Origin of the sequence: Bradyrhizobium sp. AZCC 1721 (assembly GCF_036924715.1) — a bacterium.
Taxonomy (GTDB): domain Bacteria; phylum Pseudomonadota; class Alphaproteobacteria; order Rhizobiales; family Xanthobacteraceae; genus Bradyrhizobium.
In genome coordinates this window covers 5,012,793-5,037,377 of record NZ_JAZHSB010000001.1, presented here as the reverse complement: position 1 = coordinate 5,037,377, position 24,585 = coordinate 5,012,793, and the positions used below count along the sequence as shown (strand labels likewise).

The window sequence follows — 24,585 nt, the reverse complement described above, 5'->3', positions numbered from 1 at the left end:
GGGTGCAAAAAGCGATGCAATTCGGGCGCCTTGGTATGGTTTTCGGGCCGATCTGGCAATAGCGGGACTGGTAGGTGTTGCGGTGGCCTCGGCAACGCAGGTAAAGAGGCCTGGCGACAGAAATTTCAGCCATCGAGCGGCGCCTTCCAAGGATACGATGCCGGATCAACCCATATTGGTCACCGGAGCTGCGGGTTTCATCGGCTTCCACGTTGCGCGCCGGCTGCTGGCCGAAGGCCGCGCCGTGATCGGGCTCGACAATCTCAACGACTATTACGATCCGGCGTTGAAGCGGGCGCGGCTGGAGGTTCTGCGCCGGGAGCAGGGTTTCACATTCGAGCAGATCGATCTCGCTAGTCGCACGTCAGTGGAACACCTGTTCGCCAAACACCGCTTTCCAAGCGTGGTGCATCTCGCAGCCCAGGCCGGCGTGCGTTATTCGATCGATCATCCGCACGCCTATGTCGATGCCAATCTAGCGGGCTTCGTCAACGTGCTGGAAGGCTGCCGGCATCATGGATGCGGCCATCTGGTCTACGCCTCGTCCTCATCGGTCTACGGCGCCAATACGAAACTACCGTTTTCGGTGGAGGACAAGACCGACCATCCGATCAGCCTCTATGCCGCCACCAAGAAGGCCAATGAGCTGATCGCGCATTCCTACAGCCATCTCTACCGTCTTCCGGTAACGGGCCTGCGGTTCTTCACCATCTATGGGCCATGGGGACGGCCCGACATGGCGGTTTACCTGTTTACCAAGGCGATCGTGGAGGGTACCCCGATCAGGCTCTTTAACGATGGCAGGATGCGACGCGACTTTACCTATATCGAGGACGTGACGCGTGCCGTATTGCGGCTGGTCGACCAGGCCCCGCGCGACGGCGGGCAGGGCGCCGGGGCGCCGGCAAAAGTCTACAATGTCGGCAATAATCATCCGGAAGAGCTGACCCATGTGGTAGCGGTTTTAGAGCGGGAATTGGGCCGCGCGGCGGTCAAGGAGATGCTGCCGATGCAGCCCGGAGATGTGACCGAGACTTTTGCTGACGTAACCGAACTGATGCGCGACACCGGCTTCAGGCCGCAGACTTCGATCGAGGAAGGGCTTCGCGACTTCGTTGCCTGGTATCGCGACTACTACAGGATTTGATTTGAGGCGCCGATGAACCGACGAATTATTCCTCTCATCATGTGTGGCGGCGCCGGAACGCGGCTGTGGCCGGCCTCGCGCGAGGTTCATCCCAAGCAGTTCCTGTCCCTGTTCGGCGCGCGTTCGACGTTCCAGGATACGCTGTTGCGGGTTTCGGATGCCGGTCTGTTCGAACGGCCCGTCATCATCACCAACAACGCCTATCGCTTCATGGTGCTCGAGCAACTGGCGGAGATCGGACTGGAAGCCGACGTGCTTCTCGAACCGATGCGGCGCGATTCCGGGCCTGCGATCGCGGCCGGCGCTGCCTTTGCGCAAGCGCGCGACAAGGGTGCCATCGTGCTGGCGCTCGCCGCCGACCACGTGGTGCGCGACACGCCCGCTTTCCGCGCCGCCTGCCGCGAAGGGCTGGCTGCCGCGGAAGCCGGGCACATCGTGACGTTCGGCGTGCAGCCCGAACGCGCCGCCACCGAATATGGCTACATCAATCCCGGCGAGGTCATTTCCGGCAAGGTTCGCGCAGTCGCGAAGTTCGTCGAGAAGCCCGATCCGGCAACCGCTGCTGATTACGTCAAGTCGGGCTATCTCTGGAATAGCGGCAACTTCATGTTCCGCGCTGCCGTGCTGTCGGATGAGTATGGCAAGGTCGATGCGGACAGCGTCCAAGCCGTCACTGATGCAGTGACGAAGGCAGGCACCGACCTCGGCTTCGTCAAGCTCGACGAGGCCTCGTTCGGATCGGCGAAATCGATCTCCATCGACTATGCGGTGATGGAGAAGACCTCGCGTGCCGCGGTCGTGCCGGTCGCGTGCGGCTGGTCCGATGTCGGCTCCTGGCATGCGGTGTGGGAATTGTCCGGCAAGGACGGCGAGGGCAACGCGGCGCGCGGCGCAGCCGTGTTTGAGGATTCGCGCAATTGCAACGTATCGACCGATCGCGCGCTCGTTGCGCTCGAAGGCGTCGACGACCTCGTGGTGGTCGCAACCCAGGACGCCGTGCTGGTGAGCCGGCAGAAGGACGCCAACGGGCTGAAGCGGCTGGTCGCGAGACTGAAGACAGTGGCGCCGCAGGTGACGGAAGACCACATCAGGGTGCATCGGCCCTGGGGATCCTATCAGTCGGTCGACAATGGCGATCGGCATCAGGTCAAGCGCATCATCGTCAAGCCGGGCGGGCGGCTGTCGCTGCAGAAACACCACCACCGCGCCGAGCACTGGATCGTGGTGCGCGGAACGGCGCAGGTGACGGTCAACGAACTGGTCAAGACCGTGCATGAGAACGAATCGATCTACATCCCGATCGGCGCGGTGCACCGGTTAGAAAACCCGGGCAAGATCCAGCTCGAGCTGATCGAGGTCCAGACCGGCAGCTATTTCGGCGAGGACGATATCATCCGCATCGAGGACGACTACCAGCGCAGTTGAGCAGACCGTAGTTCTACCGAGTCGACGGTTGTAATTGTTTGAATCAAAACGTGTCCGAAAACCGCCGATCGCGTTCGCCACATCTGTGATGGCGTGCTAGAGAACCGCCGGGGATACTACCGGCGCGGTTCTGCCTAGAATCTGCCTAGAATCTGCTTGGGGTCGACAAAACATGAGTTCCAAAGGGTCCGCATTCGACGCGAAGGCCGACGCAAAACGCGGCTTGCGCGTCGGCGTAGTCGGCGCGGGTGTGATGGGCAGCAACCATGCCCGCGTGCTGGCCGGTCTACCCGGCGTGATGCTGGTCGGCATTGTCGATCCGTTACCCGAACACCGCGCGCGCGCCACCGCGCTCGCCGGCTGCCGTGCGTTCGCCGAACTCGACGAGCTGTTTGACGAGGGCGTCGATGCCGTGACGATCGCGGCGCCGACCCATCTCCATCACGAGATTGCGCTCGCCTGCATTACCCGCAACATCCACCTCCTGGTCGAGAAGCCGGTGGCCTCGACCGTCGAGGAAGGGCAGGACATCGTCAATGCGGCGCGTAGTGCCGGCGTGACGCTGATGGTCGGCCATGTCGAGCGCTTCAATCCGGCAGTCGCCGCGATCAAGCAGGCGATCTCGGGCGAGGACATTCTTTCGATCGGCATCACCCGTGTCGGGCCGTTTCCGCCGCGGATGTCCAATGTTGGCGTCGTGATCGATCTCGCCGTCCACGATATCGACCTGATCCGCTGGTTCACCGAGTCCGATATCGTCGAGGTGCAGCCGCAGCTTTCCAGCGCGGTTGCCGAGCGCGAGGACATCGCGCTCTTGCAATTCCGCACCGCCTCCGGCGTGCTTGCCCATATCAACACCAACTGGCTGACCCCGTTCAAGGCGCGTAGCGTTACGGTCGCAACCCGCGGCAAATATGTGATGGGCGATCTTTTGACACGGCAGGTGACCGAGTGCTTCGGTTTCAAGCCCGACGGCAGCTACTCGATGCGGCATCTGCCCGTCGGTCATGACGAACCGCTACGCGCCGAGCTGATCGCATTCCTCGATGCCGTCCGCACCGGCAATATGCCGGCGGTTTCCGGCGACGAGGGCGTCGCCAGTCTTGAAATCGCCATTCGCTGCCTCGAGCAGCCCGCCAAGCCCGCGGCCTCCGCCGCGCGCAAGGGGCCGCGCCGTATCGCCGGCTGAATTCCTTCCAGAACCGAGCAAGACTCCATGAACCAGCACATGCGCCCAGAACCCGTTCCCTTCGCTGATATCGCTGCGCAGCGCCGCCGGCTCGGCAAATCGATCGATGAGGCCGTTGCCCGCGTGCTCGATCACTGCCAGTTCATCAACGGACCGGAGGTCACTGAGCTGGAAGCCGCGCTGGCAAAATTTTGCGGCGCCAAGCATGTGGTGAGCTGCGCCAGCGGCACCGACGCGCTGCTGATGGTGCTGATGGCGAAAAATATCGGCCCAGGCGATGCCGTGCTGTGTCCGTCCTTCACTTTTTGCGCGACCGGCGAGGTGGTGGTGCTGACCGGTGCCACGCCCGTCTTCGTCGATGTCGATGAGGTGACCTTCAACATCGACCCCGGCTCGCTCAAGCGCGGAATCGCGACGGCGCGGCAGCGTGGCCTGAATCCGCGCGCCGTCATTCCGGTCGACCTGTTTGGACAGCCGGCCGACCAGGACGCGATCAGCGCCATCGCCGAAGCCGAGGGCCTGTTCGTGCTCAACGACGCCGCCCAGAGCTTTGGCGCCACCTACAAGGGCCGCCGGCTCGGCACCTTCGGTCTGGCGACCACCACCAGCTTCTTTCCCGCAAAGCCGCTCGGCTGCTTCGGGGACGGCGGCGCGATCTTCACCGACGACGATGCGCTGGCCGAAACGCTGCGCAGCATCCGCGTCCACGGCCAGGGCTCGGACAAATACGACAACGTCCGTGTCGGGCTTACCGCGCGGCTCGACACCATGCAGGCTGCGATTCTGATCGAGAAGCTAAAAATCTTCGAGGACGAGATCGCGGCGCGCAATGTGGTCGCGGAGCGCTATGCGCGGGGGCTCGGCAATGTCGTGACGGTGCCCCGTCTTGCCAGCGGCTGCAGCTCGATCTGGGCCTGCTATACGATCCGCCTGCCCAAAGGCACGGACCGTGACCGCTTCGCTGCCGACCTCAAAGCGCATGGGATTCCGACCGCGATCTATTACGCGAAATCGATGCATCAGCAGACCGCCTATCGCGATTTCCCGGTCGCGGATGGCGGACTGCCGGCGTGCGAGAGCCTGTCCGCCGACGTCATCAGCCTGCCGATACATGCCTATCTCGAAGAGCCGACGCAGGAGCGGGTCATCAAGGCGGTACGCGGCGCGCTTCAGGCGTGAACCCGACCCGAAGGGCAGCGTCAGCAAGGTGGTGGCCGGTTTCGGTCAACATCAAGGCTAAGCTGCTAGCGGACTGATTTCCCCGTTTTGCGAATATGCGCTAGAAGCGGCGCATGCTTGGACGCATCTTCACCGTCGGCGGTTATACGCTGCTTTCGCGGCTGACCGGATTCGCGCGCGATATCATGCTCGCCGCGATTCTCGGCGCAGGCCCCCTCGCGGACGCGTTTTTCGTGGCGCTGCGGCTGCCCAATCATTTTCGCGCGATCTTCGCCGAAGGTGCCTTCAACGCTGCCTTCGTGCCGGCCTATGCGCATCTGCACGGCAAAAGCGAAGCATCGGCAAAACTGTTTGCCGATCGGATCTTCACGCTCTTGTTCGCCGCGCAGGTTGTTTTGCTGGTTGTGGCCTGGGTGTTCATGCCGGAAGTGATCGCCATTCTAGCGCCGGGGTTCAAGGACGATCCGGCGCGTGGCGAACTGGCGATTTCGCTGACGCGGATCACGTTTCCGTATTTGCTGCTGATCACGCTGGTGACGCTGTACGGCGGCATGCTCAATGTGATGCATCGCTTCGCCAGCGCTGCCGCCGCGCCGATCTTCCTCAATCTGTCGATGATGGCGACGCTGGCGCTGGCGGCGTTCTTTCCGGGCGCTGGCTACGCCGCCGCATGGGGCGTTCTGCTTGCCGGCATCCTTGAATTCCTGCTGCTGGCTGGCGACGCGGCCAAGACCGGCATCCTGCCGAAATTCGCTTTCGTCAAATTCGACGAAGACGTGCGTGCGTTCTTCCGGGCGCTGGGGCCTGCGACCATCGGCTCGATGGGAACGCAGATCGCGTTGTTCGCCGATACGATCATCGCGACCTTTCTGCCGGCAGGCGCGCTTTCGGCGCTGTATTATGCCGACCGTCTCAACCAGTTGCCGATCGGCGTGATCGGGATCGCGATCGGCACCGTGCTGCTGCCGGAAATGTCGCGGCGCCTCACGGCGAACGATATCACCGGTGCATCCGCCGCGCAGCGGCGGGCGTTCGAATTCTCGCTGCTGTTTTCGGTGCCCTTCGTCGCCGCCTTCCTCACCGTGCCTGACGTGATCATGCGCGCGATGTTTGCGCGCGGCGCGTTCTCGAACGCGGATGCGGTGGCTGCCGGCGCCACGCTGGCCGCATACGCAATCGGACTCATCCCGTTCGTGACCATCCGCAGTGCGGTAGCAACCTTCTATGCCCGGCAGGACACCGCGACGCCGGTCAAGGCGGCGCTGACCGGCGTTGCCGTCAACGTCGCGCTGAAGGTCGCGCTGATGGGCGCGCTGGCGCAAATCGGCCTGGCGCTCGCCACCGCCATTGGGGCCTGGGTCAATCTTTTGCTGGTGCTCGCCTTCGCAGTGCGGGCAGGCTACCTCGAACTCGACCGCGCCTGGATGACGTCGCTCGCCAAGTTCGCCGCGGCCGGTGTCGTGCTCGGTGCCTCGTTGTGGGCCACCGCGCGATTCGCGAGCGTCTATTTTGCGCAGATGCACACGTTCCGCGATGAGACCGTGTTGGCGTTGCTGATTGCAGCCGGCGCGTTCGTGTACGGGGTCGCAATCATGCTGCTGTTCGGCAGGGGGTGGCTGTTTTCGCTCCTCCGCGATCGCCAATCCTCGCGCTAAATCTCTATAGTTAAACGAAAAATTCCGGCGAGCGCGCCCGGACGCAGCGCCGCGTGATCCGCATTGCGCCGCGATCACGAATTCGTCGGGCGAAAGCGGTTTGCGCTGAGCCGACAACCGCTGCAATATGGCGGCCGCTCGAAACACCGGGAATTGGAGAGACGATGGCAGCTCCCATCAAGTTCGGCGTCGGTCAAAGCGTCCTTCGCAAGGAGGACGACGCGCTCATTCGCGGCAAGGGCCGCTATACCGACGACCATTCGCCACAGCCGGCGTTGCACGCGCTGATGCTGCGCTCGCCGCATGCGCACGCGAAATTCACCCTCAACGTCACCAAGGCCCGCGGGATGCCGGGCGTGGCTGCGATCCTGACCGCCGACGACGTCAGGGATCTCGGCGACCTGCCGTGCCTGTTCAACCTGGAAGTCGATCCGTTCACCGGCCCGCCCTATCCGATACTTCCCAAGGACGAGGTGCGCCATGTCGGCGACGCCGTCGCCTTCGTGGTCGCCGACACCATCGACCAGGCCCGTGACGCGATCGAAGCGATCGACGTCAACTGGACGCCGCTTCCATCGGTGGTCGGCGTCGTCAACGCCGTGAAGAAAGACGCTCCGCTGGTCTGGCCTGACAAGCCCGGCAACGTGCTGTTCGACGTATCGATCGGCGACAAGAAGGCGGCTGAGGCCGCCTTTGCCAAGGCGCATACGATCGCCGAGATATCGATCGTCAACCCGCGCGTCATCACCAACTTCATGGAGACGCGCGCGGCGGTCGCCGAATACGACGCCAAGCGCGATCATCTGACGCTGACCATCGGCAGCCAGGGCAGCCATCGCCTGCGCGAAATCCTGTGCGGCATGGTGCTGAAGATTCCGATGGAAAAGATGCGGGTGATCTGCCCAGACGTCGGCGGCGGCTTCGGCACAAAACTGTTTCCCTACCGCGAATATGCGCTGATTTCGGTGGCGGCGCGCAAGCTGCGCAAGACCATCAAATGGACCGCTGATCGCTCCGATCACTTCATGGGCGACGCGCAGGGCCGCGACAACGTCACGACGGCTAAGATGGCGTTGGCCGAGGACGGCAAATTCCTCGGCATGGACGTCGATCTGATGGGCGACATGGGCGCCTATCTCTCGACCTTTGGGCCCTACATCCCGCATGGCGGCGCCGGCATGCTGCCCGGGCTCTACGACATCCAGGCCTTCCACTGCCGCGTCCGCACCGTATTCACCAATACCGTGCCGGTCGACGCCTATCGCGGCGCCGGGCGCCCCGAAGCGGCCTATGTGGTCGAACGTCTGGTCGATGCGGCCGCGCGAAAGCTTGGGATGACGCCGGATGCGATCCGACGCAAGAACTTCATTCCGCCGAAGGCGATGCCCTACAAGACCGCAACCGGAAAGGTCTACGATTCCGGCGACTTCACCGCGCATATGAAGCGCGCGATGGAAGTCGCCAACTGGAAGGAATTTCCGAAGCGCGCCAAGGCGGCGAAGAAGCAAGGTCTCGTGCGCGGCATCGGCATGTCCTGCTATGTCGAGATATGCGGCACGATGGGCGAGGAGACCGCCAACGTCGCGCTCGATCCCAACGGCGACATCAACATCCTGATCGGCACGCAGTCGAGCGGGCAGGGCCACCAGACGGCCTATGCGCAGCTCGTCGCCGAACAGTTCGGCGTAGCTCCGGAGCGCGTTCACGTCCTGCAGGGCGATACCGACAAGATCCCTACGGGCCTCGGTACCGGCGGCTCGTCATCGATTCCGACCGGCGGCGTCAGCGTCGAGCGGGCCACGCGCGAACTCGGCAACAAGCTGAAGGAGATCGCGGCCGAAGCGCTGGAAACCAGCGCCGGCGACCTCGAGATCAGCAATGGCGTCGTGCGCATCGCCGGCACCGATCGCTCGATCAGCTTCGCCGACCTCGCAAAACGGCCAGGCGTCGATCCGTCGAAACTGAATGCCAGCGCGACGTTTGCGCAGGCCGACGGCACCTACCCGAACGGCACGCATCTCGCCGAAGTCGAGATCGATCCCGCCACCGGCATCATCAGAATCGTCAACTATGTCATCGTCGACGATTTCGGGGTCACGCTCAATCCGCTGCTGCTCGCCGGTCAGGTGCATGGCGGGGCGATGCAGGGCATCGGTCAGGCCTTGATGGAGCACGCGGTCTATAGCGCAACCGATGGCCAGCTCGTCACCGGCACCTTCATGGACTATGCGGTGCCGCGCGCTTCCGACGGCCCGTCATTCCATTTCGAAACGCACAATGTGCCATGCACGACCAATCCGCTCGGCGTCAAGGGCGCGGGCGAGGCGGGCGCGATCGGTTCCTGCCCCGCGGTGGTCAACGCGATCATCGAGGGCCTATGGCGCGAGTACAAGATCGACCACATCGACATGCCGGCCACGGCCGAGCGGGTCTGGATCGCAATCCGCGAGGCGCAGAAACAGCATAATCTCTGATATTTTGTCGCATGCGGAATGATGCGCCAAATGCGGTGTTTGCAAACAGCCGGTCTGCACCATCTTGGGGCCGGAACAAACCCGAATTGAAGGGAATTTTGCCAATGAAGCGGATCGTCGTCGTCGCAGCCGTGCTTGCATTCAGTGCCGGTGCAGTCGTTGCACAGCAGGACCAGCTCAAGCGGACCCAGGCCATGATGAAGGACAATGGCAAGAACGCAGGCGCGTTGTCGGCGATGGTCAAAGGCGAAAAGCCTTACGACCAGTCGACTGTCAATGCCGCGCTGGCCCAGTTCGATGACACCGCCAAGAACCTTCCGACGCTGTTCCCCGAGAGCATGAAAGGCGTCAAGTTCGAGGGTGATTACGACCCCTCGCCGAAAATCTGGACAGACAAGGCCGGCTTCGAGTCCCAAATTAAGAGCTTCGCCAAGGTCGTCGCCGATGCCAAAGGCAAGGTCAAGAATCTCGACACGCTAAAGGCGGAACTGCCTGTCATCGGCAAGCAGTGCAGCGGCTGCCACGAGACATACCGGATCAAGAAGGGCTGATCGCATTCCAACTTTGAGCATGATCTTCTCGAAGAACCGCTACACATTTTTCCGGATCAGGCTGTGACCTCACAAAAGGGCGGACGCCGCCAAGCGTCCGCCCTTTTGTGTTACCCTTGTTTCTTGTTTACTCGCGTTCGAACCTACCTACTTCGTCACCAAATTTACTTGGTGACTTGATTTATTTGGTCACCTGGCCGCGGATTTCACCGCCCGGATTGGCTGCGGTGTGAATGTTGACGTAGTACTTGCCGGCCACTAGGTCTGCGGCCTGCGCATCGGTCAGCGTCGCGCTGCCTTCGACCGGGCTCGACGTCGCATTGGGAATGGCGACCGCAACACCGGCATTCTTGCCGGCTTCGGCGGGACCGTGGAAATGTGCGGCAGTCGCTGGGCCGGACAGGCCGGAATAGCTCAACTTCCAGCTCAGCTTCTTGCTGGCGGGATCGTAGTCGATGTCGGCGGTGCCCTTGGCGGTGCTGGTGTTGGGCGGCACCTGGGACTTGCCGTCGAGTGTCGCCTTCATCTTGTCGGCAGACGCGGATCCGGCAAAAGCAATCGCTGCCCCCAACGCAAGCGTGACAAGCATGGTCTTGTTCGACATGGTGTTTCTCCCTGTGGACGTCAAAACGGCGATGTCAGCCTCAAAACAACGCCGTTGCGAATTTATTCCCGAGATGCAGACAAAGGCTCGAAATTTCGCAGAAGCCTATGGCGCAAAGTGCGTCCATACTGGTTGTTGAGTTTAGACTCCCTGACAACGGATCAGTGAATGCTGCGACGAATTCTCCTTGGCTTGATTTTGGCTGGCGTCGCCGGCGCCGGTGTTTTCTGGTGGCTCACGATCCCGGCGGTCGTTGCCCCAGCCTCACTTCCTCCCCGCGCGCCGAACCTTGCCAACGGCGTTGCAACGTTCAATGCCGGGGGCTGTTCCTCCTGCCATGCCGTTCCGAACCAGCCCGATCGGCTGAAGCTGGGCGGTGGGCTTGCAATGCCGTCACCGTTCGGGACGTTTTACGTCCCTAACATCTCGTCCGATCCCACTTACGGTATTGGCCGGTGGAGCGAAGCGGATTTTGTGACCGCGGTGCTCAAGGGGACGTCGCCGGACGGCGTGCATTATTTTCCGGCCTTTCCATATACGTCCTACCAGAACGCTTCCGTCGACGACGTTCGCGATCTCTTTGCCTATATGAAGACGCTTCCAGCGGTGACCGGCAAGACGCGCGATCACGACGTTCCGTTTCCATTCAACATCCGCCGCAACATCGGCGTCTGGAAGTGGTTGTTCATGGACGGAAAGCCTCACGTAGCCGACGCCTCACATTCGGCGTCGTGGAATCGCGGGGCTTACCTCGTCAACGGTATGGGTCATTGCGCCGAGTGCCACAGCCCGCGCAATATCCTTGGCGGCATCGTCGAAGCGCAGCGCTTCGCGGGCGGGCCCAATCCGGAAGGAGAGGGCTGGGTACCCAACATCACCCAGAAAAGATTGGAGGAGTGGAGCGCGAAGGATATCGCCTACTTCCTCGAAACTGGGCAAACGCCGGATGGCGACAGCGCAGGCGGATCGATGGTCCGCGTGATCAAGAACACCTCGCAATTGCCGCCGGAAGATCGCGATGCCATCGCGGAGTATGTCAAGTCGCTGGCGCCGGTTGAGGGACCGCCGCGGCCGAAGAAAGCGAAAGAAGGCTGAGAGCTCTTACGTGAGACGCGAGTTCGCGCGTCGTCAGGGCGTCACGGCTGCGGTGATCGGTTGGCGCCGCTCCGGCAAGGTCGGCACGATCGACAGCGGCTTACGCGGCACGGGCGGCGTGGCGGCTTTGGTCCGCTTCAAATCCGTGGAGCGCTTGGTCAAAGCGACGTCACCGAGTGTGCGATCGAAATCGCCCACCCGATACAGCACGCCGCCGCGATCGAAATAGGCGGCTGCGAAGCGCGGATAATATTGGACCCCGAGATTGTACGTGGCGAAGGCCGGGACCGGCTCGAAGCGGCCGAGCGGCGCGGCGCGGGCTTCCTTTGCGGCGGGTGCCGTGGCAGCGATGGGGGCCACGCTGCCGGTTGAAAGTTCTTCTTCGCGCTGGGCACGGGATCCGTCCTGCGCGGTAGCGTCGGGCTGCAGCGCGGCAACCTGCTGCACGCCATCTGCGATTTCTGCGGCGCCCGGCGGTTTTGAAAACAATCCGAACACCGTGTAGCCGCCGACCAGCACCGCGGAAATGACCGTTGCCGCCATCGTGTTGGAGGCGACCTTTCGTACGGTCTCGTATGTCTGGATTGCCTTGGTGGCCGGCGGCTGCAGCGCAATGGCGAGCAACTGATCGTAGGTCGCGCGCTGCTCGGTGTCGGTCAGGATGTCATAGGCGCGCATGAGTTCCCTAAACCTCAGCGCAGCATCGGGATCGTCGGGATTGATATCGGGATGAGTCGCCTTCGCTGCCTTGCGGAATGCCTTCCGCAATTCCTCGGCGTCATCACTCGGAAGCGCTCCGAGCAAATCGTACAGCGTCCCCATGGTGGTACTCGCGACCGTTTCCCCCTCGGACCGTCCCCGCCGCGGAACTTCCGATTGACGACGCCCTAGATAATCAAAAATATCAAGGCGGTAGCATGATCCCCTTATGGCAAAAGCATGCCATGGTTAACGTCGTTAACCATCCATTGCGGTGGGGCGCTCAATTGGCGTGGCAGGCGGGCAGGGCTGGCAGCTCCTCCATCACAGGCGGACCTATCGGCCGCGCCAGGGACGCGGCCTTGGGGAGGCAGGCCGATGCCTAACCCGAGCCGAACGCCTTGAAGGTGATGATGGTGTGGGTGTCCTGGATCCCTGGAATCACCTGCACCTTCTCGTTGACGAAATGGCCGATGTCGGTGTCCTTATCGACGTAGAACTTGACCAGCAGATCGTAGTCACCGGCAGTGGAATAGATCTCCGAAGCGATCTCGGCCTCCGCAAGCGCATTGGCGACGGCATAGGATTGGCCGAGCTTGCATTTGAACTGGACGAAGAAGGGAACCATCGCTGTCGTCTCCGAATTGGTTGGTCCCAATAGGCCAAAAACCGCCGATAATGGCAAGCCAGCTTGCTGCCCATGCCATGGCGCGGTAGGACATTACATGGCCTTCAACCTACGACTTGCACGAGGCTTGCGATGACGGCGCCGATCGCGCTGACCATCGCCGGCTCCGATTCCTCTGGCGGCGCCGGTATCCAGGCCGACCTGAAGACGTTTGCCGCGCTCAGCGTCTACGGCGCCTCCGTGATCACGGCGCTGACGGCACAGAATACCGAAGGCGTCAGCGGCATCCATCAGGTGCCGGCGGAGTTCGTGACCGCGCAGATCGATGCGGTGTTTTCCGATCTCGACGTCGGAGCGGTCAAGATCGGCATGGTGGCGCAGCCATCGATTATCGACGCCATCGTCGCCGGCCTCAAGCGCTGGTCGCCGAAGCATGTTGTGCTCGATCCCGTGATGGTCGCAACCTCCGGCGACCGGCTGCTGGCTGCGGAAGCGGTCGAGGCGCTGCGGACAAAACTCATTCCGTTAGCTTCGGTCATTACGCCCAATTTGCCTGAGGCCGCCGCGCTGCTCGACGAACCGGTGGCTACGGGTGAGGCCGCCGTCGCAAGCCAAGGCAGGCGATTGCTGGCCATGGGCTGCAAGGCGGTGCTGATCAAGGGCGGCCACGGGGAGGGCGCCGAGTGCATCGACTATCTGATCGGCACGAGCGGCACCATCGCGCTGGCCGCGCCGCGCATTGCGACGAAAAATACCCATGGCACCGGCTGCTCATTGTCCTCGGCGATTGCAGCGGAACTCGCGAAGGGCGAGGGCATGGAAACCGCCGTGCGTAACGCCAAGGCGTGGGTCAGCGCTGCGATTGCGGCGGCAGATCGCTTCAGCGTCGGCCGCGGTCACGGCCCGATCCACCATTTTCATAAGTTTTATTAGCTGCCGTCCTTGTCTGGTGCGCAATCACGCAGGGACTTCTTGCGCCGCGGCGCATCCGTTGAATTACGGGGATGGTTAATCTTCCACGATAATTGACCCTGTTGATGATGGGTTAATGCGCGATTGCGCACGAGGCAGAGACAACGTCGAGAAGTTGCCTCTCCAATGTCGCTTGTCTGTCGCATCGCGCTGCTATCCGCAAGTTGTGGGGCGCGGCATTGATTCTCGCGGGAATATCGCGGCGTGAACAGTCATCGCCCTGTCACAGAAATCTGTCAGGGGACAGGTATGGGTAGTGACTCCTTGAGTGAAGAGAGCCCCGAACGGCGCTTTCGTACCTTGTTCATCTCCGACGTCCATCTCGGCGCCCGCGGCTCGCAAGCCGACCGTTTGCTGGACTTCCTCAAAAGCCACGACGCCGACACCATCTATCTCGTCGGCGATATCGTCGATGGCTGGGCGCTGAAGTCGAGCTGGTACTGGCCGCAATCGCACAACGACTTCGTGCAGAAGATGCTGCGCAAGGCGCGCAAGGGCGCCAAGGTCATCTACGTGCCGGGCAATCACGACGAGTTCCTGCGCAACTATTACGGCACGCATTTCGGCGGCATCGACGTGGTGGAAAACACCATTCACACCGGCGTCGATGGCCAACGCTATCTCGTCATCCACGGCGATATCTTCGATCTCGTGGTGCAGAACGCGCGCTGGCTCGCCCATCTCGGCGACAAGGCCTACGACTTCGCCATTCAGATGAATCGCCTCGTCAACTTCTTCCGCCGCATGTTCGGCGTGCCGTATTGGTCGCTGTCGCAATGGGCGAAGCTGAAGGTCAAGAACGCCGTGAACTACATCGGCGCGTTTGAACAGACGCTGGCCGGCGAGGCGCGACGGCACGGCGCCGACGGCGTGATCTGCGGCCACATCCACTACGCGACCATCCGCGACGAGCACGGCATCCGCTACATGAATTGCGGCGACTGGGTGGAAAGCTGCACCGCGCTCGCCGAGCACGAGGACGGCCGGTTCGAGATCATCACCTGGACCGATCCGCAGCGAAGGGCGGCGCCAGTTCCCCGCGTCGCGGCGCGCGCCGCATGACGCATATCCTGGTCGCGACCGATGCGTGGCATCCCCAGGTCAACGGGGTAGTACGCACGCTGACCGCGATGACGGAGGCGGCCACGGGGCTTGGCGTCGAGGTGAGCTTTCTGACGCCGCAATCATTTCGCACCTTTGCGATGCCGAGCTATCCCGACCTGCGGCTGGCTCTGCCGCTTCCCGGCAAGATCGCGCAACTGATCGAAGCGGCAAGGCCCGACAGCATACATATCGCGACCGAGGGGCCAATCGGGCTGTTGGTGCGGCGCTATTGCCGCAAGCGCGGCTTGCCGTTCACCACGAGCTTTCACACCCGGTTTCCGGAATATGTGTCGGCGCGCTCGCCGATTCCGGAATCCTGGGTTTGGTGGGCGCTACGTGCCTTCCACCGGCCGAGCCGGGCGGTAATGGCGGCGACGCCGGCGCTGGCGGCTGAGCTGCGCCTGCGTGGCTTTCGTAACGTGGTACTGTGGTCACGCGGCGTCGATACCTCGCTGTTCCATCCGCGCAGCGCCGATCTCTGCCTGCCGATGCCTGTATATCTCAGCGTCGGCCGTGTCGCGGTAGAGAAGAATCTCGAAGCCTTCCTCGATCTCGATCTGCCCGGCACCAAGCTCATCGTCGGCGATGGGCCGGCCCGGATGGCGCTGGAGCGCAAATATCCTAACGCCGTGTTCCTCGGCGCGCGGCATGGCGAGGAACTGGCCGAAATCTATGCGGCGGCCAATGTTTTCGTCTTTCCCAGCAAGACCGACACGTTTGGCTTGGTGCTGCTGGAGGCGCTGGCCAGCGGTCTGCCGGTTGCGGCTTTTCCAGTCAACGGTCCCCGCGACGTGATCGGCTCGGCGCCGGTTGGCGTGCTGAACGAGGATTTGCGCGCGGCCTGCCTGGAGGCGCTGCAGATTTCGCGGAAAGAATGCGTGGAATTTGCTGCCGCCCATAGCTGGCAAGCCTCGGCACGGGCTTTCGTCCATCATGCCCTCAATCTTGGTCCCCTGCGGCCGGAAGGCGAGCTGGCCGAATTTGTGGCGGAGGACCCGCATTTCGCCGCCTGATATCACCTGAATCTGTATTGCCCGCCGGTCCGCTTGCGCGATACAAAGTGCGCATGACGGAAAAAGCCTCAACGGCACCGGTCGGTGCTGCAGATATCGATGCGGCGGCGCGAGTGGTTGGCCCGTTCGCGGTGCGGACGCCGCTGTTGTCGTTCCCCGTTCTCAACGAGCGCGTCGGGACCAAGGTCTTTCTGAAGCCCGAAATGCTGCAGCGGACCGGATCGTTCAAGTTCCGCGGCGCCTTCAACAAGCTGGCCTCGATTCCGCAGGATAAGCGCGGCGGCGGGGTGGTCGCATTCTCTTCCGGCAACCACGCCCAGGGCGTGGCAGCGGCGGCGCAGATCCTCAACATGCAGGCCACCATCGTGATGCCGGCGGACTCGCCTATCACCAAGCGCGAGCGCACCAAGGGCTATGGCGCCGAGGTGGTGCTCTACGACCGCGACAAGGAGGACCGCGAAGCGATCGCCAACGGCATCGCCGGCAAACGCGGTGCGACGCTGGTCCGGCCCTATGACGATCCCTTCGTCATTGCAGGGCAGGGCACTGCGGGCCGCGAAATCGCCGAGGACATGACAGCGCTCGGGCTCGTGCCCGATATCGTGGTAGCGCCGGCCTCCGGCGGCGGGCTGATCGCCGGCGTCGCGACGGCCGTGAAGGCAAAATTTCCGCAAGCGCAGGTGATCGTCGCCGAGCCCAAGGACTATGACGATCACGGCTTGTCGCTCCGCGCCGGCCATCGCGAGGCCCATCACGCCGCCGGCCGCACCATCTGCGATGCGCTGATGGCGGCGATGCCGGGCGAACTCACCTTCTCGATCAACAGCAAGCTGCTCGCAAACGGCGTGACCGCATCCGACGAGGAAGTCGGCGCGGCGGTAGCCTATGCCTACCGGGAATTGAAGTTGGTGGTCGAGCCAGGCGGGGCTGTCGGCCTCGCCGCACTCTTGGCCGGCCGCATCGATGCCAGGGGAAAGAACGTCGTCATCGTGCTTTCCGGTGGCAATGTCGACGCGGACCTGTTCGCCAAGCTGGTCGCCTGATCATCACATCTTAAACGGAAGCGGCAGAGCATGTGCTCTGCTCGCTTTTTGTTGTCCGGAGCTCCTTATTCAGCGCCTGAAGCCGCCGCCGCCGAATGACCCGCCGAACGAGCTGCGGGACGGGCTTGAGGCGAAGCGCTGGCTGAAACCTCCTCCGCCGCCCATGCCGCCGCTGAACCGACGCGGCGCGGTGGTCATCATCGGCCTGGTCATCATGGGCCTGGTCGTGATGGGTTTGGTGACCCGCATTGGTTTGTTATGAATCCTGGACGGCAAGGTCGTGACCTTGCCGACGTTGCCGGCATTGACAGGGATCGGGTTGATCTTGCCGGGCGGGGTCGTGGCCTTTCCGCCAATACCACTGCTATTGCCAGTGAGCTTGCCAGGCAGGGTCGTGACCTTGCCCGTGTTGCCGTTGTTGATGCCACTGACCGGGTTTTTCGTTGCCGTGCCCTTGGCAGGCAGCGTGATGATCTTGGAAGGCACCGGCATGTGGGCCTGGGCACCAAGATTGTGCTTGGAGATGCCGAGCATGGGTGAATTACCGATGTTGCCCGGCTTAAATGTCGGGGACTGCTTCGCCAGATGCGTGAACTGCATCAGTGGCACGGCCTTCGGCGCGCCCTGTAGCTTCAGCGCGGACTTGGCGTAGGGGCTGTTGGAATAATTGTCATGGAACGTCTTGTAGGCGAACGGCGAGTTGGCGACCACCGCTTTGTGCCACGCCGTTGCCATCCGCAAATTGCCGAGCAGCAGGCGGATGTGGTCGCACAGCGGATCGTGCGGGTAAAGGCGGATGAATTCCTCATAGTGCTCGGGCGAGCCTTCCGACAGCACGTAGTCGTAAGCCTGGCGCACCGAACGCGACGGCAGATTCGACGCGGCCTGGATGATCGGGCGGCGATCCGGCGCGCGGCCTGCGGCGACCGCGGTATCGCCGAAGAAATAGAAGTCGGAGGTCAACGACGAACTTTCCCACGGTGTCTGCTTTCCGGACGTGGTGTTGTTCACTTCGAGCCGGACGCGCTTGAACAATTGCTCGATCGGCAGGTTCGGCTCGCGTGCGACATTCAGGAAAGCTGACGTATACGGGCTGTGGTTGCCGTCGCCGTCCTGCGCTTCCATACCCGGTGCGGTCGAGTAGCCGACGATCGAGCCTCGGGGCGCATCGACGATTGCCAAGCCCCGTCCGGCGTCGTTGATCTCGGGGAACGGATTGTTGCGGCAGGCATCGAGCACCACGATGCGCATCCGGCTCGGGATCGATTCCAGCGTGCCCATCACATCGACCAGCCGGACCGAATTGCCGTCAAGGTCGGACGGCGAAGCGATCTTCGCATCGACCGGAAGCAGATAGTTCTCACCCGCCACCTGCACGCCGTGACCGGCATAATAGATCATGGCGACGGTGCCGGGGCCGCGCTCGGCGACCCTGGTGGAGAAGTCCTGCACGACCTTGACCATGTCGCTGCGCGTCAGGTCGGTGGCCTGGGTGACCTCGAAGCCGGCGGAGTTCAAAAGCTGCGCCATCGACTGCGCGTCATTACCGGGATTGGCGAGCTTTGGCGCGATCTGGTAATTCGAATTTCCGATCACCAGCGCGACGCGCTGGTCCGCCGGCGGCGTTTGCATGCCGTTGCGGATGTCGACGTTCGGGGCTTCAGCCAACGCCGCACCAGCGAAGCCGAGCAGGCCTGCCAGCAGGCCGGCACCCAATAGCGATGACTTAAAGCGGGACATGGCTGCCTCCTCAGGCGAGACCTCGTTGCGAGATTTGCTGGGACGCTAAGCCGGGTGCGGGCCGTCGTACGTGACCGCGATCACGGTTGCAGCGCGCGGCGCTTCCACGCTTGCCGACGCACGATACCGCTGACAATCTCGGGTTGCTGAACGGTCGAAGGAACCCAAAATGGGCTTCGGGCTAAAGACCACCACAGGAATCATCGCAGCCGTGCTGGTCATGGCGGCGCTGGCTCAGGCGAGCAGCGTGTTCGCGCCGCTTGCGGCGGCATTGTTCATCATTGCGATTGTGTGGCCGATCCAGAAGCAGTTGCAGTCCTGGATGCCAAAACTTGCCGCGCTGGCGATCACCATCATCGCCACCGTGGCAATCTGCCTCGGCTTCGCCTCGCTCGCAGCCTGGGGATTTGGTCGGGTAGGGCAATCACTGCTCGCCGACCTGGCGCGCTACCAGGCCCTTTATGCGGCGACCGTAAATTGGCTGGACGGCCACGGCGTCTCGGTTGCGGGCCTGTGGGCTGAACATTTCAACGTAAGCTGGCTGCTGCGCGCCACGCAATATGTCACCGGACGGGTGAACACGACGCTCAGCTTCTGGGTGATTGCCTTGGTTTACGTCATGCTGGGGCTTCTCGAAGTCGAGAGCATCAGGCGAAACATCGAACGGCTGGATAACCGTGCCTCAGCACGCGTGCTGCTCGACGGCAGCGAAGCGACCGCGGCGAAATTCCGAAAGTACCTTTTGGTGCGGACGCAGATGAGCGCGGTCACCGGCCTGCTGGTCGGCAGCTTCGCCTGGATTACCGGGCTGCCATTCGCGTTCGAATGGGGCGTGATCGCGTTCGTGCTGAACTACATTCCGTTCATCGGCCCGTTTGTCGCGACACTGTTTCCAACCCTGTTGGCGATGACGCAGTTCGAGACCTGGCCGGCGGTGCTCGGCGTATTCGTGTGCCTGAACATCATTCAGTTCGCGGTCGGCAGCTACATCGAGCCGCGGGTGGCCGGCAACCTGTTGTCGATCTCGCCGGTGGTGGTGCTGTTTGCGATCTTCTTCTGGACGTTCCTGTGGGGCCTGTTCGGGACCTTCATCGGCGTGCCCATCACGCTCGCCATACTCACCTTCTGTGCCCAGCATCCGTCGAGCCGTTGGATTGCTGATCTGCTCGGCGGATCGGAGCCGGAGAAACCCGGCAAGCCCTAGTCGGCTGTCTCGCCCGCGATCTCTACCCGCTCGGGCGGCAACAGCCCCAGCCGGCCATCCTGGCCGGCCGTCAGGGAATGAATATAGAAGTACGTCGCCGCAGCGTCGGTCGCACCCATCACCGGCGACGGAGCGGAGATGATTTTTAGCCCGCCGCATGCGCCGATCCAGTCGATATGACGGTGGCCATGCATCACGACGGCGCGATCTCCCAGCGCTGCCAATCTGCGGACGAACCAACTGCCGTTGATCAGCGCCGTTCCGATGCGCTCGGAAAATGCTTTCACCGGCATGGGATATTCCGCCAGGTGGTGGTGCAATGCGACGATCCAGCGCGCCCGTGGAAAATATCCGATGGCTGCCTCCAGGCGATGCGCCTGTTCGACGGAGACCAGTCCGAGCGCGTTGGTGAAGGAAAAGTGGGTCTTTGCATTCGAGTTCAGGATGGCTATTCCGAGGCCATCTTCCGGTTCCGGCGGCAGGATCATCGGAAACTGGTCGTCGAAGAGGCTGTGCAGCGCGGCGACACGGCGCAAACCTCCAAACTCCGCAACGGCCAAGATCGCGTCACGGTGCAGCGCCAGCGCCTGTTGCAGCGTAGCGGCCGGTCTTCCGTTGGCATCGACGACGTGCACCCGTTCACCTTGCACGGCCGCCATCGCCGACAGCGTCCGAATTTGCCGCAGCCGCTTGCCGGTGCTGAACGGCAGGTCGAGCCTGGCCGGATTGGTGCGGTCGACGATGTTGACGTCGTGATTGCCCGGCAACAGGATCGTGCGCGCGGCAAGCTCCGGGTGGCGCGCCAGTGCTTCGAGGATTAACGCCCATTCGCTGGCGCGACCGGCGTCGGTCATGTCGCCCGTGACCAGAACGTGATCGAGCGGATTGCTGGCATGGATGGCGGCCAGCCGCGCGAGGATTCGATTGAGCCGGCCATTTCCACGCGGGCCAGCCCGTCCGCTTTCGATGCGAAAGCCATACTGCTCGCCGATCACATGAATATCCGACAGATGCGCGACACGCCAGATCCGGCCTTCGGCCGAGGCGGCATCGAACATTGCAAGATCGAGCGGTTGGGGCATGCTGGCATCGGCAAAACCCCAAACCAGCGATGCGACCGCCAGATAGCCCGCCATCAGTACGACGGCATTCGCAAGCGTGGGCACGGCGAGCCGATGCAGCAAGAGCAGATCGCTCCAGTTACCAGCCCACCGCGAGGCAGGCCAGGCGAGTATCGCGATCATCGCCGCGCATGCCGACAACAAGATGCCGGCGCCAACCGAATTGGCGCTGCGCAAGCGCGCCCGGCCGGCAGGAGTGAAGTTTTTTCCCGCGATCAGCTCAGCCAGATGACGCAAGGCTTCGCGCACAAACGCATAGCCGGGCTGTACCGCGAGTGCATTGAGCGACCAGAAATTGATCTCGGCGATCCGAAGCAGCGGACGCCATCCGATCCATCCCGCCGCTACGATCGCAGCCAGCACCAGCGCCGCGCCGATTTCGGTCAGGGCTGCAAGCTGTTCCGACAAGGTGGAGAACCAGGCCGAAGCCAGCAACGGCGCCAGACCGAGCAACACCGCCGGCAACAACAGCAAGATCGTCCAGGCGAACAAGAGCTTCGGCAAACTGATTTCGACCAGCAGGCTTCCGGCGATTGCCAGCAGCGACCGCTGCCCCGGACTGGCGGCATCATCCTCGATATCGCCGTTGCGCGGATCGACCAGCATGTTCTCTGCGGCTTTGGTGACGTGTCGCTCGGAGATCGGCTTCGTCATTGCTCAATACCGCATTAGCTCGGTCAAATTGGTCGCTAATTCGCGGAGGTTTGTCGATATGGAGCCATCGGCGTTCGCGTGATTTGTCACAAAGTTGTGTAGCGGAACACACCCGACGCAGACGTACTTTAAGGTTGTGTAATTGACTCGATGCACTTTCGAGCGTTACGGTGCGTGCAAGTCAGACGAAGCTGAGACGGTCGACGCAGACTGTCTATCAGCATGTAACTCGTGTTGCCGAACGGCTCGATCATCTGCGCGCAGCATGTCGAGCCGGATGGAGGAGTCCGATGGACTCACCTTCGATTTCGGAATCCACAGAACGCCCCTACATCTCGACAGGACACCTGCCAGAACCCGAACTGGTGCAAGAGCTGGTGTCGGAGGCGTACCGGCGCTTCAAGTCGAACGGAGACGGACAGAATTCACAAGTCTATCCGGCGCTCGCCAGGGTGCCGCGAGAGCTGTTCGGGGTCTGCGTCGTCGGCACCAGCGGGCGTGTCTACGAGGCCGGCGACACCGAGTATGAATTCTCGATCATGAGCGTATCGAAGCCGTTCGTGTTCGCGCTTGTTTGCGAGACGATCGGCCCGGAAGAGGCGCGCAGAAGACTTGGGGCGAACGCCACCGGATTGCCTTTCAACTCCCTCGCGGCCATCGAGCAGGGCGGTGGTCGCACCAACCCGATGGTCAACGCGGGCGCGATCGCGACCACCAGCCTCGTGCCGGGCCTGACGGCTGAAGGCCAATGGCAATTCATTCATGACGGGCTGTCACGGTTTGCCGGCCGCGAGCTTGCACTCAATGAAGAGGTGTACGCCTCGGCGTCGCAAACCAACTATCGCAACCGCAGTATCGCCCGGCTGCTGCAGAGCTACGACCGCATCTATTGCGACGCCAAGCAGGCAACCGATCTCTATACCAAACAATGCTCGCTGAATGTGAGTGCGCGCGATCTGGCGGTCATGGGCGCGACGCTGGCGGACGGCGGCGTCAATCCGGTCACCCGGCAGCGCGTAGTGGATGCTGCGGTCTGCCACTACGTGCTCACCGTGATGATCACTGCTGGCCTATACGAGACGTCGGGCGACTGGCTCTACGACATCGGCCTGCCGGGCAAGAGCGGGATCGGCGGCGGCATCGTCGCGGTCTCTCCCGGCAAGGGCGGCTTCGGTACCTTCGCGCCGCCGCTCGACGCGGCCGGCAACAGCGTGAAGGGGCAGTTCGCGGCAAAATTCCTGTCGCAGCGGCTGGGAATGGATCTGTTCGTATCGCAACCGGAAAACTGAAGCAGATGCAAAGAGTGGATTGATCGAGCCGATAGCTCGATCGATCCGGAACCGAGCCGCTCGGGAGGACACCATGGCGACGCACTCGATGTCGATCGGAGCAATCCGGGAAGGTGCGCGGGAGTCATGGGTACCGATGATCGCCATCGCGCTCGGCCAGATGATCATGTCCTACAACGTCGCCTCGCTACCAGTAGCGCTCGGCGGGATGGTGAAGAGTTTTGGCGTCCCGCCGACGACTGTTGCGACCGGCATCGTGGCCTATTCCATGCTGGTGGCCGGTTTCGTGATGCTCGGCGCAAAGCTCGCGCAGCGGTTCGGCGCGTTGCAGGTGTTCCGCTTCGCCGTCATCCTGTTCTGCGCGTCGCAGATACTGATGACATTCAGCCCCACGGCGACGTTGATGATCACAGCGCAAGCGCTCTGCGGTGCGGCCGGCGCCGTGATCGTGCCGTCGCTGGTGGCGCTGATTGCCGAGAATTACACGGGAAGGCAGCAGGCGACGGCGGTGGGTGCGCTCGGCTCCGCGCGCGCGGCGGCCGGCGTGCTGGCGTTCGTCATCGGCGGCGTGCTCGGCACCTATATCGGCTGGCGCCCGGCATTCGGTATCCTAATCGCGGTTTCCGCGATTGTGTTCCTCCTGAGTTTCCGTCTCAAGCGAGACTATGGCCGCCCGGATGTGCATATCGATTTCTTCGGTGTGGTTCTGGCGGCATCGGCGATCGTGCTCATCAGTTTCGGCTTCAACAATCTAAACGGATGGGGGCTGGCGCTGGCCACCGCCAATGCGCCGTTCGACCTGCTTGGCCTTTCGCCGGCGCCGATCATGATCGTTCTCGGCGTGGTGCTCGGGCAGGCATTCCTGATGTGGACGCATCGGCGTCAGGCCGCCGGGAAGACCCCGCTATTGGCGCTCGAGGTGATCGACTCGCCGGAAGAGCGCTGTGCGGTCTATGCGCTGTTTGCCGTGGTCGCGCTGGAGGCGGCGCTCAATTTCTCAGTGCCGTTGTACATTCAGATCGTGCAGGGCCGCTCGCCGCTTGCGACTGCGATTGCGATGATGCCGTTCAATCTGACGGTGTTCTTCACGGCGATGCTTATCGTCAATGTCTACGACCGGCTTACGCCGCGGCAGATCGGCCGCTCCGGCTTCCTGCTGTGTACGGTTGGTCTGGTGTGGTTGGCCATTGTCGTGCGCAACGACTGGAGCGAGGTTCCTGTGCTGATCGGCCTGGTTCTGTTCGGGATCGGGCAGGGTTCGCTGGTGACGCTGTTGTTCAACGTGCTGGTCACCGCCTCGCCCAAGGAACTCGCAGGCGACGTCGGGTCGCTGCGCGGCACCACGCAAAATCTTGCCGCTGCGGTTGGAACGGCGGTGGCGGGTGCACTTCTGGTCGGTCTGTTGAGTGCGATCGCGCTCAGCAGCATCGCGGCCAGCCCCGAGCTGCCGAAGGAGATCCAGAGCCAAGTCGATCTCGACAACATCACCTTCGTCAGCAACGACCGGCTGCGGAGCGTGATGGAAGGAACGACCGCGACGCCGCAGCAGGTCGAGGAAGCGGTGCGCGTGAATACCGAAGCGCGGCTGCGTGCCCTGAAGATCGGACTGCTGATCATGGCCGGTCTTGCGCTGTTGGCGATCATCCCGGCGGGCCGGCTTCCAAATTACCTGCCGGGCGAGATACCAAGTGATGCGCCCGGTAACCGATTGAGGTCCGGCTGATCAGCACGAGCATGCGAGGAAAGGGGCGTCCCAAGAAGGAGAACAACAATGGATGCAATCGACCGTCGCACTGCGC

General features: G+C 62.7%; 20 protein-coding genes. 15 read left to right on the top strand and 5 right to left on the bottom strand.

The window, feature by feature from the left end; all coding sequences use genetic code 11:
- The first annotated feature begins 157 nt into the window (after positions 1–157).
- The 7 genes from V1273_RS24410 to V1273_RS24380 all read left to right on the top strand — a co-directional run bounded on the left by V1273_RS24410 (position 158) and on the right by V1273_RS24380 (position 9,620).
- On the top strand, positions 158–1,147 hold the full coding sequence (locus V1273_RS24410) for an NAD-dependent epimerase (protein ID WP_334411111.1): 990 nt from the start codon (positions 158–160) through the stop codon (positions 1,145–1,147).
- 12 nt (positions 1,148–1,159) lie between these two features.
- The gene (locus V1273_RS24405; RefSeq protein ID WP_334411109.1) at positions 1,160–2,572 is read left to right on the top strand and encodes a mannose-1-phosphate guanylyltransferase/mannose-6-phosphate isomerase; all 1,413 of its coding nucleotides are present in this window, start codon (positions 1,160–1,162) and stop codon (positions 2,570–2,572) included.
- 172 nt (positions 2,573–2,744) lie between these two features.
- On the top strand, positions 2,745–3,761 hold the full coding sequence (locus V1273_RS24400) for a Gfo/Idh/MocA family oxidoreductase (protein WP_334411108.1): 1,017 nt from the start codon (positions 2,745–2,747) through the stop codon (positions 3,759–3,761).
- Between the two features lie 27 nt (positions 3,762–3,788).
- The gene (locus tag V1273_RS24395) at positions 3,789–4,940 is read left to right on the top strand and encodes a DegT/DnrJ/EryC1/StrS family aminotransferase (RefSeq protein WP_334363798.1); all 1,152 of its coding nucleotides are present in this window, start codon (positions 3,789–3,791) and stop codon (positions 4,938–4,940) included.
- Between the two features lie 113 nt (positions 4,941–5,053).
- Positions 5,054–6,595, top strand: a complete 1,542-nt coding sequence (murJ, locus tag V1273_RS24390; protein WP_334411106.1) for a murein biosynthesis integral membrane protein MurJ — start codon at positions 5,054–5,056, stop codon at positions 6,593–6,595.
- A 164-nt stretch (positions 6,596–6,759) separates the two neighbouring features.
- Positions 6,760–9,069: a xanthine dehydrogenase family protein molybdopterin-binding subunit gene (locus V1273_RS24385; RefSeq protein ID WP_334411105.1), complete on the top strand. Its 2,310-nt coding sequence runs from the start codon at positions 6,760–6,762 to the stop codon at positions 9,067–9,069.
- A gap of 104 nt (positions 9,070–9,173) precedes the next feature.
- The gene (locus tag V1273_RS24380) at positions 9,174–9,620 is read left to right on the top strand and encodes a c-type cytochrome (protein WP_334381491.1); all 447 of its coding nucleotides are present in this window, start codon (positions 9,174–9,176) and stop codon (positions 9,618–9,620) included.
- A 181-nt stretch (positions 9,621–9,801) separates the two neighbouring features.
- Here V1273_RS24380 and V1273_RS24375 read toward each other — a convergent pair whose 3' ends face one another.
- Positions 9,802–10,224, bottom strand: a complete 423-nt coding sequence (locus V1273_RS24375; RefSeq protein ID WP_334363794.1) for a CHRD domain-containing protein — start codon at positions 10,222–10,224, stop codon at positions 9,802–9,804.
- 168 nt (positions 10,225–10,392) lie between these two features.
- Here V1273_RS24375 and V1273_RS24370 point away from each other — a divergent pair, with 168 nt between their 5' ends.
- Complete coding sequence (locus tag V1273_RS24370; protein ID WP_334411104.1) at positions 10,393–11,319, top strand: c-type cytochrome; 927 nt, start codon at positions 10,393–10,395, stop codon at positions 11,317–11,319.
- A gap of 33 nt (positions 11,320–11,352) precedes the next feature.
- On the opposite strand, the gene V1273_RS24365 is transcribed toward V1273_RS24370, so the two are convergent.
- Positions 11,353–12,141: a J domain-containing protein gene (locus V1273_RS24365; protein WP_334363791.1), complete on the bottom strand. Its 789-nt coding sequence runs from the start codon at positions 12,139–12,141 to the stop codon at positions 11,353–11,355.
- 259 nt (positions 12,142–12,400) lie between these two features.
- The gene (locus V1273_RS24360; protein WP_334363790.1) at positions 12,401–12,646 is read right to left on the bottom strand and encodes an Lrp/AsnC ligand binding domain-containing protein; all 246 of its coding nucleotides are present in this window, start codon (positions 12,644–12,646) and stop codon (positions 12,401–12,403) included.
- Positions 12,647–12,778: 132 nt separating this feature from the next.
- Between V1273_RS24360 and thiD the strand changes: the two genes are divergently transcribed.
- The 4 genes from thiD (at position 12,779) to V1273_RS24340 (ending at position 16,778) form a co-directional block, all read left to right on the top strand.
- Positions 12,779–13,579, top strand: a complete 801-nt coding sequence (gene thiD, locus V1273_RS24355) for a bifunctional hydroxymethylpyrimidine kinase/phosphomethylpyrimidine kinase (RefSeq protein WP_334411103.1) — start codon at positions 12,779–12,781, stop codon at positions 13,577–13,579.
- Positions 13,580–13,867: 288 nt separating this feature from the next.
- The gene (locus V1273_RS24350; protein ID WP_334363788.1) at positions 13,868–14,680 is read left to right on the top strand and encodes a UDP-2,3-diacylglucosamine diphosphatase; all 813 of its coding nucleotides are present in this window, start codon (positions 13,868–13,870) and stop codon (positions 14,678–14,680) included.
- Positions 14,677–15,735, top strand: coding sequence for a glycosyltransferase family 4 protein (locus tag V1273_RS24345; RefSeq protein WP_334363787.1), 1,059 nt, complete (start codon positions 14,677–14,679; stop codon positions 15,733–15,735). Before V1273_RS24350 ends, V1273_RS24345 begins: the two co-directional genes overlap by 4 nt.
- A gap of 53 nt (positions 15,736–15,788) precedes the next feature.
- Positions 15,789–16,778: a threonine ammonia-lyase gene (locus tag V1273_RS24340; protein WP_028348579.1), complete on the top strand. Its 990-nt coding sequence runs from the start codon at positions 15,789–15,791 to the stop codon at positions 16,776–16,778.
- A gap of 69 nt (positions 16,779–16,847) precedes the next feature.
- On the opposite strand, the gene V1273_RS24335 is transcribed toward V1273_RS24340, so the two are convergent.
- Positions 16,848–18,518 carry a caspase family protein gene (locus V1273_RS24335; RefSeq protein WP_334411102.1) on the bottom strand — a complete coding sequence of 557 codons (1,671 nt, stop codon included), beginning with the start codon at positions 18,516–18,518 and terminating at the stop codon, positions 16,848–16,850.
- Positions 18,519–18,687: 169 nt separating this feature from the next.
- On the opposite strand from V1273_RS24335, the gene V1273_RS24330 reads away from it, so the two are divergent.
- A complete protein-coding gene (locus V1273_RS24330; protein WP_334411101.1) occupies positions 18,688–19,722 on the top strand; it encodes an AI-2E family transporter in 1,035 nt (344 codons plus the stop codon).
- On the opposite strand, the gene V1273_RS24325 is transcribed toward V1273_RS24330, so the two are convergent.
- The gene (locus V1273_RS24325; protein WP_334411100.1) at positions 19,719–21,497 is read right to left on the bottom strand and encodes a metallophosphoesterase family protein; all 1,779 of its coding nucleotides are present in this window, start codon (positions 21,495–21,497) and stop codon (positions 19,719–19,721) included. The genes V1273_RS24330 and V1273_RS24325 overlap by 4 nt on opposite strands.
- 290 nt (positions 21,498–21,787) lie before the next feature.
- Between V1273_RS24325 and glsA the strand changes: the two genes are divergently transcribed.
- Entirely contained in the window at positions 21,788–22,786 is a 999-nt protein-coding gene (gene glsA / locus V1273_RS24320; protein WP_334411099.1) for a glutaminase A, read from the top strand.
- Positions 22,787–22,859: 73 nt separating this feature from the next.
- On the top strand, positions 22,860–24,509 hold the full coding sequence (locus V1273_RS24315; RefSeq protein ID WP_334411098.1) for an MFS transporter: 1,650 nt from the start codon (positions 22,860–22,862) through the stop codon (positions 24,507–24,509).
- Positions 24,510–24,585 lie beyond the last annotated feature (76 nt).